Origin of the sequence: Mesorhizobium sp. ESP-6-4 (genome assembly GCF_020164735.1) — a bacterium.
Classification (GTDB): domain Bacteria; phylum Pseudomonadota; class Alphaproteobacteria; order Rhizobiales; family Rhizobiaceae; genus Mesorhizobium.
Map to the genome: position 1 here is coordinate 61,383 of NZ_JAIUGS010000002.1, position 14,272 is coordinate 75,654.

At 63.8% G+C, this 14,272-nt stretch carries 14 protein-coding genes; 5 read left to right on the plus strand and 9 right to left on the minus strand.

What is annotated here, in order from left to right; translation table 11 throughout:
* Positions 1-108 precede the first annotated feature (108 nt).
* On the plus strand, positions 109-2,319 hold the full coding sequence (locus LB523_RS04005) for an EAL domain-containing protein (RefSeq protein WP_224601036.1): 2,211 nt from the start codon (positions 109-111) through the stop codon (positions 2,317-2,319).
* A gap of 2 nt (positions 2,320-2,321) precedes the next feature.
* On the opposite strand, the gene LB523_RS04010 is transcribed toward LB523_RS04005, so the two are convergent.
* The gene (locus tag LB523_RS04010) at positions 2,322-3,278 is read right to left on the minus strand and encodes a LysR substrate-binding domain-containing protein (RefSeq protein WP_140839452.1); all 957 of its coding nucleotides are present in this window, start codon (positions 3,276-3,278) and stop codon (positions 2,322-2,324) included.
* A 182-nt stretch (positions 3,279-3,460) separates the two neighbouring features.
* Here LB523_RS04010 and LB523_RS04015 point away from each other — a divergent pair, with 182 nt between their 5' ends.
* Positions 3,461-3,751, plus strand: a complete 291-nt coding sequence (locus LB523_RS04015; protein ID WP_140839450.1) for a DUF1127 domain-containing protein — start codon at positions 3,461-3,463, stop codon at positions 3,749-3,751.
* Positions 3,752-3,934: 183 nt separating this feature from the next.
* Here LB523_RS04015 and LB523_RS04020 read toward each other — a convergent pair whose 3' ends face one another.
* The 5 genes from LB523_RS04020 to LB523_RS04040 form a co-directional block, all read right to left on the minus strand.
* Positions 3,935-4,159, minus strand: a complete 225-nt coding sequence (locus LB523_RS04020; RefSeq protein ID WP_095769958.1) for a type II toxin-antitoxin system HicB family antitoxin — start codon at positions 4,157-4,159, stop codon at positions 3,935-3,937.
* 262 nt (positions 4,160-4,421) lie between these two features.
* Positions 4,422-5,438 carry a DUF937 domain-containing protein gene (locus LB523_RS04025; protein WP_224601037.1) on the minus strand — a complete coding sequence of 339 codons (1,017 nt, stop codon included), beginning with the start codon at positions 5,436-5,438 and terminating at the stop codon, positions 4,422-4,424.
* Positions 5,439-5,540: 102 nt separating this feature from the next.
* Positions 5,541-6,914 carry a glutamate--cysteine ligase gene (locus LB523_RS04030; protein WP_224601038.1) on the minus strand — a complete coding sequence of 458 codons (1,374 nt, stop codon included), beginning with the start codon at positions 6,912-6,914 and terminating at the stop codon, positions 5,541-5,543.
* Between the two features lie 240 nt (positions 6,915-7,154).
* The gene (locus tag LB523_RS04035) at positions 7,155-7,889 is read right to left on the minus strand and encodes a 16S rRNA (uracil(1498)-N(3))-methyltransferase (RefSeq protein ID WP_224601039.1); all 735 of its coding nucleotides are present in this window, start codon (positions 7,887-7,889) and stop codon (positions 7,155-7,157) included.
* Between the two features lie 132 nt (positions 7,890-8,021).
* Positions 8,022-8,669 (minus strand): hypothetical protein, encoded by a 648-nt coding sequence (locus LB523_RS04040; protein ID WP_224601040.1) that lies wholly within the window; start codon positions 8,667-8,669, stop codon positions 8,022-8,024.
* A gap of 85 nt (positions 8,670-8,754) precedes the next feature.
* Here LB523_RS04040 and LB523_RS04045 point away from each other — a divergent pair, with 85 nt between their 5' ends.
* Complete coding sequence (locus LB523_RS04045) at positions 8,755-9,453, plus strand: type 1 glutamine amidotransferase (RefSeq protein WP_224601041.1); 699 nt, start codon at positions 8,755-8,757, stop codon at positions 9,451-9,453.
* Positions 9,454-9,744: 291 nt separating this feature from the next.
* Positions 9,745-9,876 (plus strand): hypothetical protein, encoded by a 132-nt coding sequence (locus LB523_RS29240; protein ID WP_263481599.1) that lies wholly within the window; start codon positions 9,745-9,747, stop codon positions 9,874-9,876.
* Between the two features lie 42 nt (positions 9,877-9,918).
* On the opposite strand, the gene LB523_RS04050 is transcribed toward LB523_RS29240, so the two are convergent.
* The 3 genes from LB523_RS04050 to LB523_RS04060 are packed head-to-tail and all read right to left on the minus strand — an operon-like array spanning position 9,919 to position 12,702.
* Entirely contained in the window at positions 9,919-10,686 is a 768-nt protein-coding gene (locus LB523_RS04050) for a metallophosphoesterase (protein WP_224601042.1), read from the minus strand.
* Between the two features lie 60 nt (positions 10,687-10,746).
* Positions 10,747-11,883, minus strand: coding sequence for an alpha-hydroxy acid oxidase (locus LB523_RS04055; protein WP_224601043.1), 1,137 nt, complete (start codon positions 11,881-11,883; stop codon positions 10,747-10,749).
* A 15-nt stretch (positions 11,884-11,898) separates the two neighbouring features.
* Entirely contained in the window at positions 11,899-12,702 is an 804-nt protein-coding gene (locus LB523_RS04060) for an FCD domain-containing protein (RefSeq protein ID WP_095769968.1), read from the minus strand.
* 209 nt (positions 12,703-12,911) lie between these two features.
* Here LB523_RS04060 and LB523_RS04065 point away from each other — a divergent pair, with 209 nt between their 5' ends.
* Complete coding sequence (locus LB523_RS04065; protein ID WP_095769969.1) at positions 12,912-14,234, plus strand: DUF3422 family protein; 1,323 nt, start codon at positions 12,912-12,914, stop codon at positions 14,232-14,234.
* Positions 14,235-14,272 lie beyond the last annotated feature (38 nt).

Genomic DNA, 14,272 nt, shown 5'->3' on the forward strand with positions numbered 1-14,272 from the left:
GGAACGCTTATCGGCCCGCGTCAAGCGCGGCGAAACCGCGCTAATATCATAACGCGATCTTAAGCCCGATTTGCTTTGACAGGCCCAGAAGAGCCGGCCGGGGACCTGATGAGCGCACGCCAAAACAGCAGCCCGTTGACCCGTCAGGTCACGCTGACCGTGCTGACGCTCGCCACTTTCGCTTTAGCCATCGTCGTGGGCTTCGGTTTCTACGCGGCCAGCCAGGCCGATGATGCCTCGCTCGTACGACAAAAGATGTTCATCGCCGATGGTTTGAAGGACCAGATTGCGTCTGTTCAGCGGGAGCAGGAAAGCGTTTCGGTTTGGGATGACGCGATCATCAATGTGAGGGCAGGCAACCAGACCTGGATCGAAGAGAATCTCAGTGTCTGGATGTACACCTATTATGGTCACAACCGGGTCTATATTCTCGACGCCGCCAATCATGCGATCCACGCCATGCGCGAGGGCAAGGTGGTCGACGCTTCCGCCTATGGCGAGGACCAGCCCACGCTTCTTCCAATCATCGAAAAACTGCGTCGCATGCTGGCTGGGCCGCCGCAGACCGATGCGTACGGCCAGCCTGCGAAGATGGTGGCCGAGGATCTCGTGTCGCTCGACGGCAAACCGGCGATCGTCAGCGTCGCGCCGCTCCTGCCGAGCTCGGACAGGATCAGCCAGGCGCAAGGCACCGAATATCTGCATGTGTCGGTCGAATTCATCAATAACGCGGTGATCGGCAAGATCGCCGGAAAGTACCTGCTTGATGGCGCGCGGCTGGTGCCTTTGTCACAGCCGGCTGGCCCAGCCGCCGTGCCGCTGGTTGATTCGCGCGGCGTCATCCTCGGCTATATCGGCTGGGACCAGCTACGGCCCGGCCTTGCTCTGGTGCGCGAGATCGCTCCTGCCTTGGTGATCGCGCTGCTGTTGGCGGGCGGCGTGCTGGTATTCCTGTTGAGCAGGTTGCGTCGGGCCTCGACGGCGCTGCAGACCAGCCAGGACCAGGCGCAATATCTTGCCTTCCACGACACGCTCACCGGCCTCCCCAACCGGGCGCTGTTCGAGGACCGCTTGCGGCGCACGCTGCTGTTCGCCAGCAGGGACAAGACGCGCGTCGCGCTGCTTTACCTCGACCTCGACCGCTTCAAGCATATCAACGACACGCTCGGCCATCCGGCCGGTGACGAGCTCGTGCGCCAGACGGCGGCGCGGCTCAAGCATACGATCCGCGAAGTCGATACCGTCGCGCGGCTCGGCGGTGACGAATTCGCCGTCATCCTGCTTGACGTTCCCGACGTCGGAAGCGCCGAGGACATCGCCGAAAGGCTGCTCTTGAAGTTGCGTGAGCCGTTCCGGCTGATCGACGACCAGATCTTCGTCAGCGCGAGCGTCGGCATCGCGCTGTCGTCTGGATCGGACATCGACGCGGACGAGCTGTTGCGCAAGGCCGACATCGCGCTTTACGAGGCCAAGAAGAACGGTCGTGGCCGCTACGAGCTGTTTGCCGGCGACATGGACGATCTCTTGCTGCGCAAGCGCAAGGTCGAATCGGAACTCCGCAAGGCGCTGGAGGGCGAAGGTGGCATCAAGCTCGCCTATCAGCCGGTTTTCTCGGCCGACGGCCGCGCGATACTGGGGGCCGAAGCGCTGATCCGCTGGGGCCATGAAGTGCACGGCGCTTTGCCGGCGGCGCAATTCATCGCCATCGCCGAAGAGCGCGGCCTCATCGGCGATTTGGGCAAATGGGCGCTGGGCGAAGCCTGCCGCTTTGCCGCCGGGACGGAATTGCCCTGGATCGCGGTCAACATCTCCCCGATGCAGCTGCGTGACATCGGCTTTGCCGGACAGGTCGCCGATATCCTGAGCGAAACCGGGCTCGATCCCTGTCGCCTGCAGCTTGAGACCACCGAAAGCGTGCTGCTCGAGCACAATGATACGATCGGCAGGGTGATTGCCGCGCTGCGTCAATCCGGCATCTGCATCGTGCTCGACGATTTCGGCACCGGCTATTCCTCGCTGAGCTATCTGCGCCGCCAGGCGATCGACAAGTTGAAGATCGACCGCTCTTTCGTGCATCTGCTCGACGAGGACGAAAGCGCGCGCGCAATCGTCAAGACACTGATCGAGCTGGCGCAGGCGCTCAAGGTCGAGGTGACCGCCGAAGGCGTCGAGACCGATGCCCAAAAGGCCTTGCTGGTCGGCATGGGCTGCCGCCAGTTGCAGGGCTATCTGCTGTCGCCGCCGCTGGAGCCCGGCCAATTGCTTGCGCTGCCGGGTGTTTCACCTGCCGACCGGGAACGTTCCGCCGCTCGCGCCTGACTCTACCAGCCAGGCATGATCTGGTTCGCCTTGACCCGCTTCATCTTGGCGAAGGCGAGGGCGGCGAAGTCGAAGCTTCCCGCCTCCTCGCCGAGCGGCACGGAAATGTTGTCGAGGCTTTCGGCGATGTGACGGGCCAAAGCGTCGACGATCTCCGGTTGCGAGGTCTGGCCGCGCATGATGCCGATGCGGCAGTCCGGCAACTGGCCGAAGCCGTCGGCCTCGCCGAGCACGCGCATGCCGGGCCGCAGCGCGCATTCCGGCAGCACCGAGACCGCCAGGCCGGAAAGCACGGCCGCGGTGATCACCGTGGCCGAGAAGCTGGAGAACAGCACGCGATACTCGCGGTTCTGCCGGTCGAGCACGTCGACCGCCGCGCGCCGCCAGATGCAGTTCGGCCGGCCGAACGCCATCGGCAGGGTTTCCTGCTCATGTGTGGCATGGTTGGCGGACGTCACCCACAAAAGCGGCTCGCGCCGCACCACTTCCGACTGGCCGCGCGTATCGTTATGCGTCACCAGCGCCAGGTCGAGATTGCCGCGCTTGATGTGCTCGACCAGCCCCGGCGTCGGTTCGCAGACGACCGTCAGTTCGACGCGCGGGTTGGAGCGCGAGAAACGCGCCATGATCTCGGGCAGGAAGCGATCGGCATAATCGTCCGGCGTGCCGATACGGATCGTGCCTTCGAGCCGCTGGTCGTCGAAGGCGGCCAAAGTCTCGCGGTTGAGATGGATCAGCCGCCGCGCGTAGGCAAGCAGCCTTTCGCCCTCCTCGGTCAGCTTGTTGGTGCGGCCGTCCTTTTCGAACAACGGCTTGCCGATCCGCTCCTCCAGCCGCCGCATCTGCATCGACACTGCCGACTGTGTCCGATGCACCTCCTCGGCCGCGCGGGTGAAGCTGCCGGTGTCGGCGATCGAGATGAAGGTTTGCAACTGATCGAGGTCGAGCGGCGCTTTCATCGGTCAAACCCATCATTGATGTTGATGCTACAGATTAAAAACATTCGTTGGATTAATCAATCTCGCGATGGCAAATTGGCATTGTCCACATGACAGCATGTGAATGGAAACCGGAACGGCGCTTCTCCCAAGGCGCCGATCGCCTGGTTTCGTCCGCTCGGCTCCTGGAAGGAGAGACTGACATGACCACGATTGAATTCGCTTCCGAGACCCCGCGCATCACCACGCGTCCGGCCGTTGCGACGCGCGTGCTCAATGCTCTCGCCAACGCCTATGTCGCCTGGAAAAACCGCCGCGCCTTCTATCGCCTGGGCGAGATGTCGGACGCCGAGCTTGCCGATATCGGCCTGACGCGCTCCGACCTTCATCTCGCCGTCGCCGTGCCCTTCGGGCGCGATCCGACGGTGAAGCTGCGCGCCATTGCCAGCGAGCGCGCCGACACGATCGAGGATCTTGCTCGTCGGGTGGCCTGAACGGCCGCATTGCCCGGATTTCCGGTCGCGTTGAACCTTTTCACGGCTCGGCGCGACCAAGTTTCATGCAGGCTCCCACACTCCCTGCCGGTTCCCCGCCGGCCAGCCTGCACATTGCCCGGTTCCTCCTCCAGGACCGGGCATTTTTTGACCGCGCCTCTCTCTGGGAGGCGTCTCAGGGGATCAGGCGAAAGCCAATTTTCTCGACGGTCTTGGCACTGACCGGCCAAGTTCATGCGCAGCTTCTATCCAAGCCGCGATGGCCTCCTGAACATTCGCGATGGCCTCTTCGGGAGTTTCGCCATCGCTCATGCAGCCGGGAAGATCCGGGACATAAGCGGAGAACCCGCCACCGTCCTCAATCGAGAGTGGTGCGATGACGACAGGATATTCAAGCTTGTCCGTCATGCTTTTTTGCCTCGTCGATAAAGGACACGAGTTTTCGAATATATACGGGCTTGATCGGGCGTTTAAAGGCACCGTCAAAATGTCAGTCATTGCCGTGTGGTAGATTTTGTAATGCGAACCGCCCCGATCTCGGCGGCACGCATTGAATGCCGGCCTCGTCGCAAACTGCCTTAACATCTCGCATCGACCAGTCGCCGCGGGGATTGCGGCGCATTTGTTCGAGTCTCTTGCTCACGAAAGTCGTTCCGGGGCGTTCGATAACTCACCGCCGGTCCATGTCGCGCTTGAACTGATCGAAGATCGTCCCGACGCTCTTCTCATATTCGTCGCGCTGTTGGGCACCGGTCTCGAACATCTTGCCGAAGATATCGTCGAACGGGTTTCGCGGCCGGCCGCTCGGATTGGTTTGCGGCTGTTGCGGCGCGCTCTGCTGCGGCTGCGGCGCCGGTTGTGCCCCAGGCATGCCGAAACCGCCGCCGCCCTGGCGCAGCATCTCCTCGAAGATCTTGCCGAGCGGGTTATCACCATAGGGGCTTTGCGTCTGCTGTGGTTGAGTCTGCTGCGGCTGCCGTGTCGCGCCGCCGCCGAACATATCCTGCAGCACCTTGCCGAGCGGGTTTTCGCCGTACGGACTGGGGGCCTGCTGGGGCTGACTTTGCGACTGCTGCGCGCCGCCGCCGAACATGTCCTGCAGCATTTTGCCGAGCGGGTTCTCGCCATAGGGCGGCGGCTGCGGCGCCTGGCTTGTCTGCGGCGCCGGCGCGAGGCCGCCTTGGCGCATCATCTGCTCGATGATCTCGCCGAGCGGATTGCCGCTGCCGCCGAAGCCGGCGGCCTGCATCCGCCCCCCACTCAATTGATTGTTGGTCTGCTTGAACAGCCCGCCCATCATCATCGAGGCCATGGCCGGCAGCATCTGCTGCAGCACCTGCTGGCTCAAACCCGTCGCCTGCGCGGCTTGGGCTGCCACGGCGCGCGACAAATCCTTCGAGCCGAACAGATGGCCGAGTATGCCGTTGCCCTCATCGATGCCTTGCGGCGAAAAGGCCCTCGTGGCGTCCTCGAAATACTTGGCGTGCTGGCCGCTCGCCATCGCGGTCATGAACGCACCCATCCCGTAGGGATCGGCGGTGTTGCGCTGCAGCCCTTGCGAGAATGCCGGCAGCAGCGCCTGCACCGCGGCCTGCGCCTGCTGCATCGAAAGCCCATATTGCTGTGCCAGCGCCTGCATGCCGGCGCCGTTCTGGGCCTGGGCGAAAATGTCGAACAGGGAAGGCATTTGGGTTCTCCTCCGAGAATATCCTCATCGGAGAGCCTAGTTCGTTTCCATCACCGATTGAAGCGGCTTTTGGCGCCCAACCGCTCGGCGCATGCCGGACGGTTAATACGCATATTCCATGAACACCGGCTCGATCGAGCCGCCCCAGCGCGTGTGGTAGGCCGACAGCATCTCCTCGGCGCTGGTGGTGCCGCGCGCGACCACTTCGTCGAGCGTGTTGAGGAACGACGTCTCGTCATAGCCGTCGCGGTTCTTCTTGCCGCGATTCTTCAGGCCCATGCGCGAGATGGCGAGCACGTCGCGGGCGACGTCGCGCAAGGTGGCGTTGCGGAACGGCGCCGCGATGCCTTGCTCCGGCACGGCGTTGCGCATCGCCAGCGCTTCTTCATAGGTCCAGCTCGAAGTCAGCGCTTCGGCGGCGTCAAGCGCCTGCTCGTCGTAAAGCAGCCCGACCCAGAAAGCGGGCAGGGCGCAGATGCGCCGCCACGGTCCACCGTCGGCACCGCGCATTTCGAGGAAACGCTTCAGGCGCACGTCGGGGAACAGGGTCGAGAGATGATTTGCCCAGTCGCCCATCGTCGGCAGGCCGTCAGGGAGTTCATTGCGGGCGGCGCCCGCCATGAACTGTCGGAACGTATAGCGCGTCATGTCGTGATAGTGGCCGTCGCGGATGACGAAATACATCGGCACGTCGAGCGCCCATTCAACATAGTCGGCGAAGCCGAAATCGGGCGAGAAGCAGAATTCGAGCATGCCGGAGCGCTGGTTGTCGGTGTCGCGCCAGATGTCGCCGCGCCAGCTCTGCAGGCCGTTCGGCCTGCTCTCGGTGAAGGGCGAGTTGGCAAACAGCGCCGTCGACAGCGGCTGCAGCTTCAGCGACACCTGCATCTTGCGGCGCATGTCGGCTTCGCTCTCGAAGTCGAGATTCACCTGGATCGTGCAGGTGCGGTACATCATGTCGAGGCCCTTGGTGCCGACCTTCGGCATGTAGCGCGTCATGATCTCGTAGCGCGACTTCGGCATTTTCGGCGTATCGGCCAGCGACCATTTCGGGCTGCCGCCGAGGCCGAGGAAGCGAATGCCGAGCGGCTCGGCGATCTCGCGCACCTGCGCCAGATGCGCATTGCCCTCGCGGCAGGTCTGGTGGATCGATTCCAACGGCGCACCGGAAAGCTCGAACTGGCCGCCGGGCTCCAGCGAGATCGCGCCCTGGCCGGTCGGCTCGACCAGGCCGATGATACGGCCGGCATCCATGATCGGATCCCAGCCGAGTTTTTCGCGCATTCCCTCGAGGATGGCGCGGATGCCGCGCTCGCCGCCATAGGGCACCGGCGCGTTGCCGTCGACATAGAAGGGGAACTTCTCATGCTCGGTGCCGATGCGCCATTTGTCGCGCGGCTTGTTGCCGTCGGCCAGATAGCCGACAAGTTCGTCGACGCCTTCGATGAGCTGGGTATCGGTTGTGTCGCGCGCCATTAGAAAGCCCTCCGCAGCCATCAGCTGGCCGCCGGGCGCTAGATGGACGAAATGTCAGTAGCCGATCAAGCGAAAAATCCTGAGCCACGGCTCAACTGGATTTGATCTGCATGGCTTACCTTCCCTTTCCGCTCGGGGATAATCCGAACCCCCTCGCGCAAAACGCGCAAAACTGTTCGCGATGTCCTCGCACACCTGTTCGCGATATCCCCGGTCCAAACAAAGGGAGAAGGCAAGGTCCTACCAGTCGCCGATCGTTGCCTGGATCACAGCCAATGCGGCCACCGCCGCGGTGTCGGCGCGCAGGATGCGCGGCCCGAGCGGGATGGCGGTGACGAATGGCAGGGCCCTCAGCATCTTGCGCTCGTCTTCGGAAAATCCGCCCTCAGGTCCGACCAGAAGCGCAAGTTTCTTCTCGTTTACCGCCTGCAGGGCCGGCAGCGGATTGTTGGTCGAGGCATCCTCGTCGCAGAAGATCAGCCGCCGCTCCTTGTTCCAATTGGCAAGCAGCCGTTCCAGCTTCTCCGCTTCGCGCACCTCAGGCACTGCCAGGATGCCGCATTGCTCGGCCGCCTCGACGACATTGGCGCGCAGCCGTTCGATGCCGGGCTTCGCCACCTGCGTGTGCTGGGTGATGACAGGCTGCAGTATGCCTGCGCCCATCTCGACCGCTTTCTGCACAAGGTAATCGAGCCGGCCCTGCTTCAGCGGCGCGAAGCAATAGACGAGGTCCGGCAGCGGCGGCTGCGACCGCTGCAGTTCCAGCACCTTCAGCCGGACCGCCTTCTTGGACTTTGCAGCGACCGACGCCGACCATTCGCCGTCGCGGCCGTTGAAAAGCAGCACCTCGGCACCTTCGCCGAGCCGCAGCACATGGGCGAGATAATGGCTCTGCTGCTGTCCGGCGTCGAGTTCGAGGCCGGGTCCGAGATCGTCAGGCACGAACAGCCGCTGCATTTTGTAGTTGGCGCGCATGGCCCAAGCAGGTTCCGCAAAAGTGTCTCGCGGTTTTGCGATCAGAACCTGCGAAAAACAAGGGATTCTAAGCAGATATTCGTGGGACATCCCACGATATCTGCTTAGGAACGAGCGAGGCCGGCTGCGGCATCAAATATCGGCGGTCGGATGCCAGACAGGCGCAAAGCCTTGCCGCAATACCGCAACAGTGGTCGCCGGCGTCAGCAGGCGCAGCGACCCTCCGGTGAGGCGATCGAAGGCGATAGGACTCGAATAACCCGCGAACGACCATTTGCGTGCCTTGCCGCCGCGCAGCGCATAAGCAGCGTCGCCCTGCGCTACCACCGTTCCATCCGGCAAGCCTCCGAGCTCCGGCGCGGTCACGAGAGGCGGCCGTCCGCCGGAACCCAGCCGCTCCTTGTGCAGCCGTTTGTCGACCATCGGCGCGCGCGGTTCTTCAATCCCGAACGCCTTACCGAAACGGCTGACGAAGTCGGTCGCCCGTTCACGCCGGCAGAAGAAGCAGGGCCGGTGGCCGGCGGCCAGCGCCGTCACCTCGTCGAGGAAGAACAATTCGGTCCAGCCGGCTTTTCCTCCTGGCCGGTTGCGGCCCATCGGCTCGCGCCGCACGTGGCCGAATTCGCAGACGCAGATGATCCAGGCCGGCAACGCCCAGCGCTTCCTCAGCAGCGTCTTCGTCTCGGGATCGTGGATGATGCCGCGATTGCCGGTGAACAGGCCGCGTTCCGGCACGGCATGGATGGCGCCGAAAGGGTCGACCCGGTTCTGCAGTGGCATGGCTTTCTCTCCGGCACGCATCTTGGCTGAAACACGGGCCGCATGATATCGCTCGCCCCAGCGTTTTCATGTCAGCAGGTTTTCGATGCGGGTTTTGGTCGTCCAGAATTTCGACAATGAGGGCCTTGGCCAGATTGGCGCTGCCCTTGTGGAAGCCGGCGCCGATATCGACCTGCGCAAGCCCTATCGCGGCGATAAGCTGCCCGGCGACAGCACCGGGCACGATGCCATCGTGGTGCTTGGCGGCGCCCAGAACGCGCTCGACGACGAGATCTGCCCCTACTTCCCCGCATTGCTCGACCTGGCACGCGATTTCGCCGACAAGGATCGCTCGGTTCTCGGCATCTGCCTCGGCGCTCAGCTTCTGGCGCGGGCTTTCGGCGGCACCAACCAGATCGGCGGGGCCACCGAGTTCGGCTGGCATAAGGTGTCGCTGACGCCGGCCGCCAAATCGGATCCGGTCATGGCGGCGCTGCCCGAGAAATTCCCGATCTTCGAATGGCATGACGACACGTTCGGCCTGCCGGAACACGCCGTGCGGCTGGCCGGCAGCGCGGTCGCCGAAAACCAGGCCTTCCGCCTCGGCCGCGCCGTCTATGGCTTCCAGTTCCACTTCGAGGCGGATACGCCGATGGTGCGCGACTGGAGCACCTCCTTCGCCGCTATGATCGCCGAGCGTCATCCCGACTGGAACGATCGTCTCGACGACGAACTGGCCCGCAATGGCGCCGACGCCGATAGCGCCGGTCTGGCGATAGCCCGCGCCTGGGTTGCGACGATCTGAACTCCACCCCGATCGGGCGAAGCGTGGCATAATTGGCACGCCTCAGCGCTTCCGTCTGGGGACAACATTCTTCTTTCTTGGTTTGTGTCCGGCCGCTCTTCTAAGAGGGCGCGCTTTGTATCGTCGATGCAACCGCCATGAACCTTTTGTGTGATCCAGCCGACACACCGGCGAAACAGAATCTGCTTAGAAGCGCGAAATCGTCGAAACATTGAGACGCATTTTATCGTTTCAACGCATTGGTAACCGCCTCGTGCCCAGATGCAGAAAGCTTAACCAGAGATGACGTCCGTGAAAGCAGCTCTCCTGTCTTTTGTCATGCTGTCTGCCATCGTGCTCTGCGGCCTGGGCATTTATGCCGCCGACGCAGCGACCAACCACCGCGCCGTCGACGGCTATGGCGTCACCGCCTCGCTGAACTAGGCCACAATCAAAATCGCAAGCAGGCCTGCGCCGGGATCGCACCTAAAACGCTTTCCCCTGCATGGCGAGGATGCGTTTGTCGCCGCCATTGACGGCCAGCGCGCTCAGCGTTCCGGATTTCCAGGCGAGCGTGTCGACATTGACGCGGTTGGCCTTCACCTCGGCTTCCGGGACGGGCGTGTGCCCGTGCACGATCACCTTGGAAAAAAGCCCTGGATGGTCATGGAAGGCGTCACGGATCCAGATTAGATCCTGCTGGTTCTGACGGTCGAGCGGCACACCCGGTCTTATCCCCGCGTGGCAGAAGAAGAAGTCGCCGAAGGTCGCCGAAAACGTCAGCGATTGCAGGAAATCGATGTGGCTGTGCGGCACCGCTTTCACCAGGGCCATATGTCCCCGGGCGATCGCTTGCGCCTTGCCGTACCAGTGGCCGTCGCCAAGAAGATCGACGCCATAGGACTGCGCCGTCTGCACGCCGCCGTAATTCACGAACAGGCCGTCCGGCTCTGCCTCGGCTAGGAATTCGAGCATGCCGATGTCGTGGTTGCCGGCGAGCATGATGTTGCGCGGATCGCGCTTGCGCGTCTCGATCAGGAAATCGATGACGCTTCTGGAATCCGGTCCGCGGTCGACATAGTCGCCGAGATGGATGATGCGCCAGTCCGACCCGGGCGCATGTTCCAGTTCGCTCTCGATGCGCCGATGCATGGCGGCGAGCAGGTCGTGGCGTCCGTGCACGTCGCCGATCGCATAGAGACGCATGCCGTCCGGACCGCGCGCGTCGAGATAGTGGATGCCGGTCTCAGTCAAGGCGTACGTCTTTCCCGTGTGGTTCACCACGGGAAACTAGGGCGGATCGGTGAATAAGGCCTAGCGCCGCAGCTGGTCCTTGCCCATGTCGGTTACCAAACGCTTACCGCACAGCGCCAGCGTGATGTCCATTTCCTTGCGGATGATTTCGAGCGCCTTGGTGACGCCGTCCTTGCCCATCGCACCGAGGCCGTAGAGGAAGGGTCGGCCGATATAGGTGCCCTTGGCGCCGAGGCAGAGCGCCTTGAGCACGTCCTGGCCGGAGCGGATGCCGCCATCCATATGGACTTCGATCCTGTCGCCGACCGCATCGGCGATTTCTTCCAGCACCGAGATCGAGGACGGCGCGCCGTCGAGCTGCCGTCCGCCGTGATTGGAGACCACGATCGCATCGGCGCCAGTCTCAGCCGCCATCAGCGCGTCCTCCTTGTCGAGGATGCCTTTCAGGATGAGCTTGCCGCCCCAACGCTCCTTGATCCAGGCGACGTCCTTCCACGACAGATGCGGATCGAACTGCTCGTTCGTCCAGGACGACAGCGAAGAGACGTCGCCGACACCCTTGGCGTGGCCGACGATGTTGCGGAAGGTGCGGCGCTTGGTACCCGCGATCCCCAGGCACCAGCGCGGCTTCAGCGCAAGGTCGACGATGTTGGCGAGCGTCATCTTGGGTGGCGCCGAGAGACCGTTGCGCACATCCTTGTGGCGCTGACCCAGGACCTGCAGATCGAGCGTCAGCACCAGCGCCGAGCATTTCGCCGCCTTGGCCCTGTCGATCAGATTAAGCACGAAGTCCTTGTCGCGCAGCACATAGAGCTGGAACCAGAACGGCTTTTTGGTCACCGAGGCGACATCTTCGATCGAGCAGATGCTCATTGTGGACAGGGTGAACGGCACCCCGAACGCTTCTGCCGCCTGCGCCGCCAGCATCTCGCCGTCGGCATGCTGCATGCCGGTAAGCCCGGTCGGCGCGAGCGCCACCGGCATCGCTACCTTCTCGCCGACCATGGTCGATTCCAGCGAACGGTTGCTCATGTCGACCAGCACGCGCTGGCGGAACTTTATCTTGCCGAAATCCTCTTCGTTGGCCCGGTAGGTGCTCTCCGTCCAGGCGCCGGAATCGGCATAGTCGAAGAACATCTTTGGCACCTTGCGGCGTGCCAGGTCCTTGAGGTCGGCGATGGTGAGGATTTCGCTCATGGTTGTCCCCGCTGCTTAGGAGCGTTTTCGTGTGGGTTCGATGTCGCCGGCGTCCGAGCGCTGTCTGAGGCGCAGCCTGGATACGCGCTGCCAGTCGCCACTGCGCTCGGCTTCAGCCATCGAGCGCTCGACATAGGTGATGTGGTCCATCGCAGCCTTGCGCGCCGCGATTGGGTCTGCCGCTTTGATCGCGGCGTGGATCGCCCTGTGCTGCTCGAGCAGCGCCTCGCGCGCGCCGGGCACGCCGAACACCAGAAGCCTGTTCTGGAACACGCCTTCCGACAGCAGCCGGTAGCAGGAACGCAGCGTGTGCAAAAGGATGATGTTGTGCGCGCATTCGCAGACGGCGTGGTGGAACTCGACGTCGATTTCCGCCTCATCGTCGAAATCGCCGGTCCGGTGCGCCTCGTCCATGCGTGCCATGATGCGGTCGAGCAGGGCGAGGTCCTCCGGCGTGGCGCGGCGCGCCGCGTATTCGGCCGCCACAGCCTCGATCTCGCGCCGGTATTCCAGATAGTCGGTCACCGCCTTGCGGTGCGTGGAAATGAGATCGGTCACCGGCTTGGTGAAGAGCTGGCCGATGACGTCGGCGACATGCGTGCCGCCGCCGGCCTTGGTCGTCAGCAGCCCGCGGCCTTCCAGCGCCTTCAGCGCGTCGCGCAGGATCGGCCGCGACACGTCGAACTGGCGCGCCAGCTCGCGCTCGCCGGGCAACCGGTCGCCGGTGCGCAGCACGCCTTCGAGGATCAGGCTCTCGATCTGCTGCACCACCTCGTCGGCGGTGCGCGAATGCTCGATCCTGGAGAAGATGTCGCTCAACGGAAGGGTGCCTGGGATGCGGGACGGATGTGGTGCAGATTAAAGCCTCTGTCGCCAACTGGTCAAATTATTTATCCAATTCGTCCAGCCCGTCGCATTGCCGGCCGCGTGCCGCCGGGCCTGGATGCGGATATTTGCTGTTTACGCGTCCCGCCGATTGCCGCAAGACGGCAGGGTTTGCACGAAGGTCGAAACCAGGGGGACCAACCGTGTCCGACGAGATGTCCAGTCTCGAATTCCAACCGCGCGCCCAAGGCAGCGTGATGGGCTTTCCGGCGCATGAGGGACGGCCCGGCGCGCTGGGCGAGGTCCATGCCCGCCCGCATCCGCTGATCGAGAAACCGCGCGTGCTGGTCCAGCTCTCCTTCATGACCGAGGGCGGCACCGCGGTCGATCATGCCGTGCTGTCGGAACTGTCGCGGCGGCTGGGCATCGCCGCGCCCGAGCGCAATGCCCGCCATCATGCGATGAAATGGGGCAAGGGCACGCTGCGCTGGGAGCGCCATACGGAATTCTCGACCTATCTCTGGGAAGGGCCGCTGGCCGAAAACGGCCGGGGGCAAGAGGATTCGCCCTTCGGCAATGGCTTCTCGCCGCCCGGCACCGTGATTTCCGGCATCCGTCTGGAAATCCGCAAATGGACGCAGGCGAGCGAAAGGCTGATCGCCGGCTTCGACCCGACCAGCCTGTGCTATTCGCTGGTCGAGCGGGGCGCTGCCGCCATCGTCACCGATTTCCGCCAGGACGGCGACGGCCTGACCCGCATGCTGGTGCTCGATCGCGGCCTGACGCCGGCCAGCACCGGCGCCCTGTCGCAGCGGCTGATCGACATCGAGACCTATCGGACGCTGGCCATGCTTGGCCTGCCGATGGCATTGACGCTGTCAGGCCGCGCCCGTCGCATCGAGGACCGCCTGGCGCAGACCACACTGGAAATGAAGGCGGTCGAGACCCGCGACAGCCAGACCTTGCTCGCCGACCTCACCGAACTCGCCGCCGAGCTCGAGGCCGACGCCGCGTCCAGCCTCTATCGCTTCGGCGCCAGCCGCGCCTATGACGGCATCGTCACCGCGAGGCTGGAAGCGCTGGATGAAGAGCCGGTGCAAGGCTACGACACCTGGGCGGGCTTTCTCTTGCGGCGCATGGCGCCCGCCATGCGTACCTGCCGCTCGGTCGAGGAGCGCCAGGCCAACCTGTCGCGAAAACTCACCCGCGCCACGACGCTGCTGCGCACCTGGGTCGATGTCGATGTGGAGAAGCAGAACCGCGACCTGCTGGCCTCGATGAACAACCGCGCCCGGCTACAACTGCGCCTGCAGCAGACCGTCGAAGGCCTGTCGGTCGCCGCCGTATCCTATTATGTCGTCGGCCTCGTCGGCTATGTCGCCAAGGGCGCCTCGGTCTTCGGTCACGCTTTCGCGCCCGAAGTGATCACCGCGGCCTCCGTGCCGGTCGCCATCCTGCTCGTCTGGTGGGGCGTGCGCCGCGTGCGGAAAATGCATTCCGAGCCGGCGAAGCATCCGGGCGAGTAGCGGACAACCATCTTAATGCGCGGGTCTGTCCGCAGCGG

Bases quoted from the DNA above. Each gene is read 5' to 3' on its own strand.
- LB523_RS04020 (WP_095769958.1), bottom strand. From the start codon at position 4,159: ATGACGGACAAGCTTGAATATCCTGTCGTCATCGCACCACTCTCGATT.
- LB523_RS04040 (WP_224601040.1), bottom strand. From the start codon at position 8,669: ATGCCACTGCAGAACCGGGTCGACCCTTTCGGCGCCATCCATGCCGTG.
- LB523_RS04055 (WP_224601043.1), bottom strand. From the start codon at position 11,883: ATGAGCGAAATCCTCACCATCGCCGACCTCAAGGACCTGGCACGCCGC.
- LB523_RS04025 (WP_224601037.1), bottom strand. From the start codon at position 5,438: ATGCCTTCCCTGTTCGACATTTTCGCCCAGGCCCAGAACGGCGCCGGC.
- LB523_RS04005 (WP_224601036.1), top strand. From the start codon at position 109: ATGAGCGCACGCCAAAACAGCAGCCCGTTGACCCGTCAGGTCACGCTG.
- LB523_RS04010 (WP_140839452.1), bottom strand. From the start codon at position 3,278: ATGAAAGCGCCGCTCGACCTCGATCAGTTGCAAACCTTCATCTCGATC.
- LB523_RS04030 (WP_224601038.1), bottom strand. From the start codon at position 6,914: ATGGCGCGCGACACAACCGATACCCAGCTCATCGAAGGCGTCGACGAA.
- LB523_RS04035 (WP_224601039.1), bottom strand. From the start codon at position 7,889: ATGCGCGCCAACTACAAAATGCAGCGGCTGTTCGTGCCTGACGATCTC.
- LB523_RS04015 (WP_140839450.1), top strand. From the start codon at position 3,461: ATGACCACGATTGAATTCGCTTCCGAGACCCCGCGCATCACCACGCGT.
- LB523_RS04045 (WP_224601041.1), top strand. From the start codon at position 8,755: ATGCGGGTTTTGGTCGTCCAGAATTTCGACAATGAGGGCCTTGGCCAG.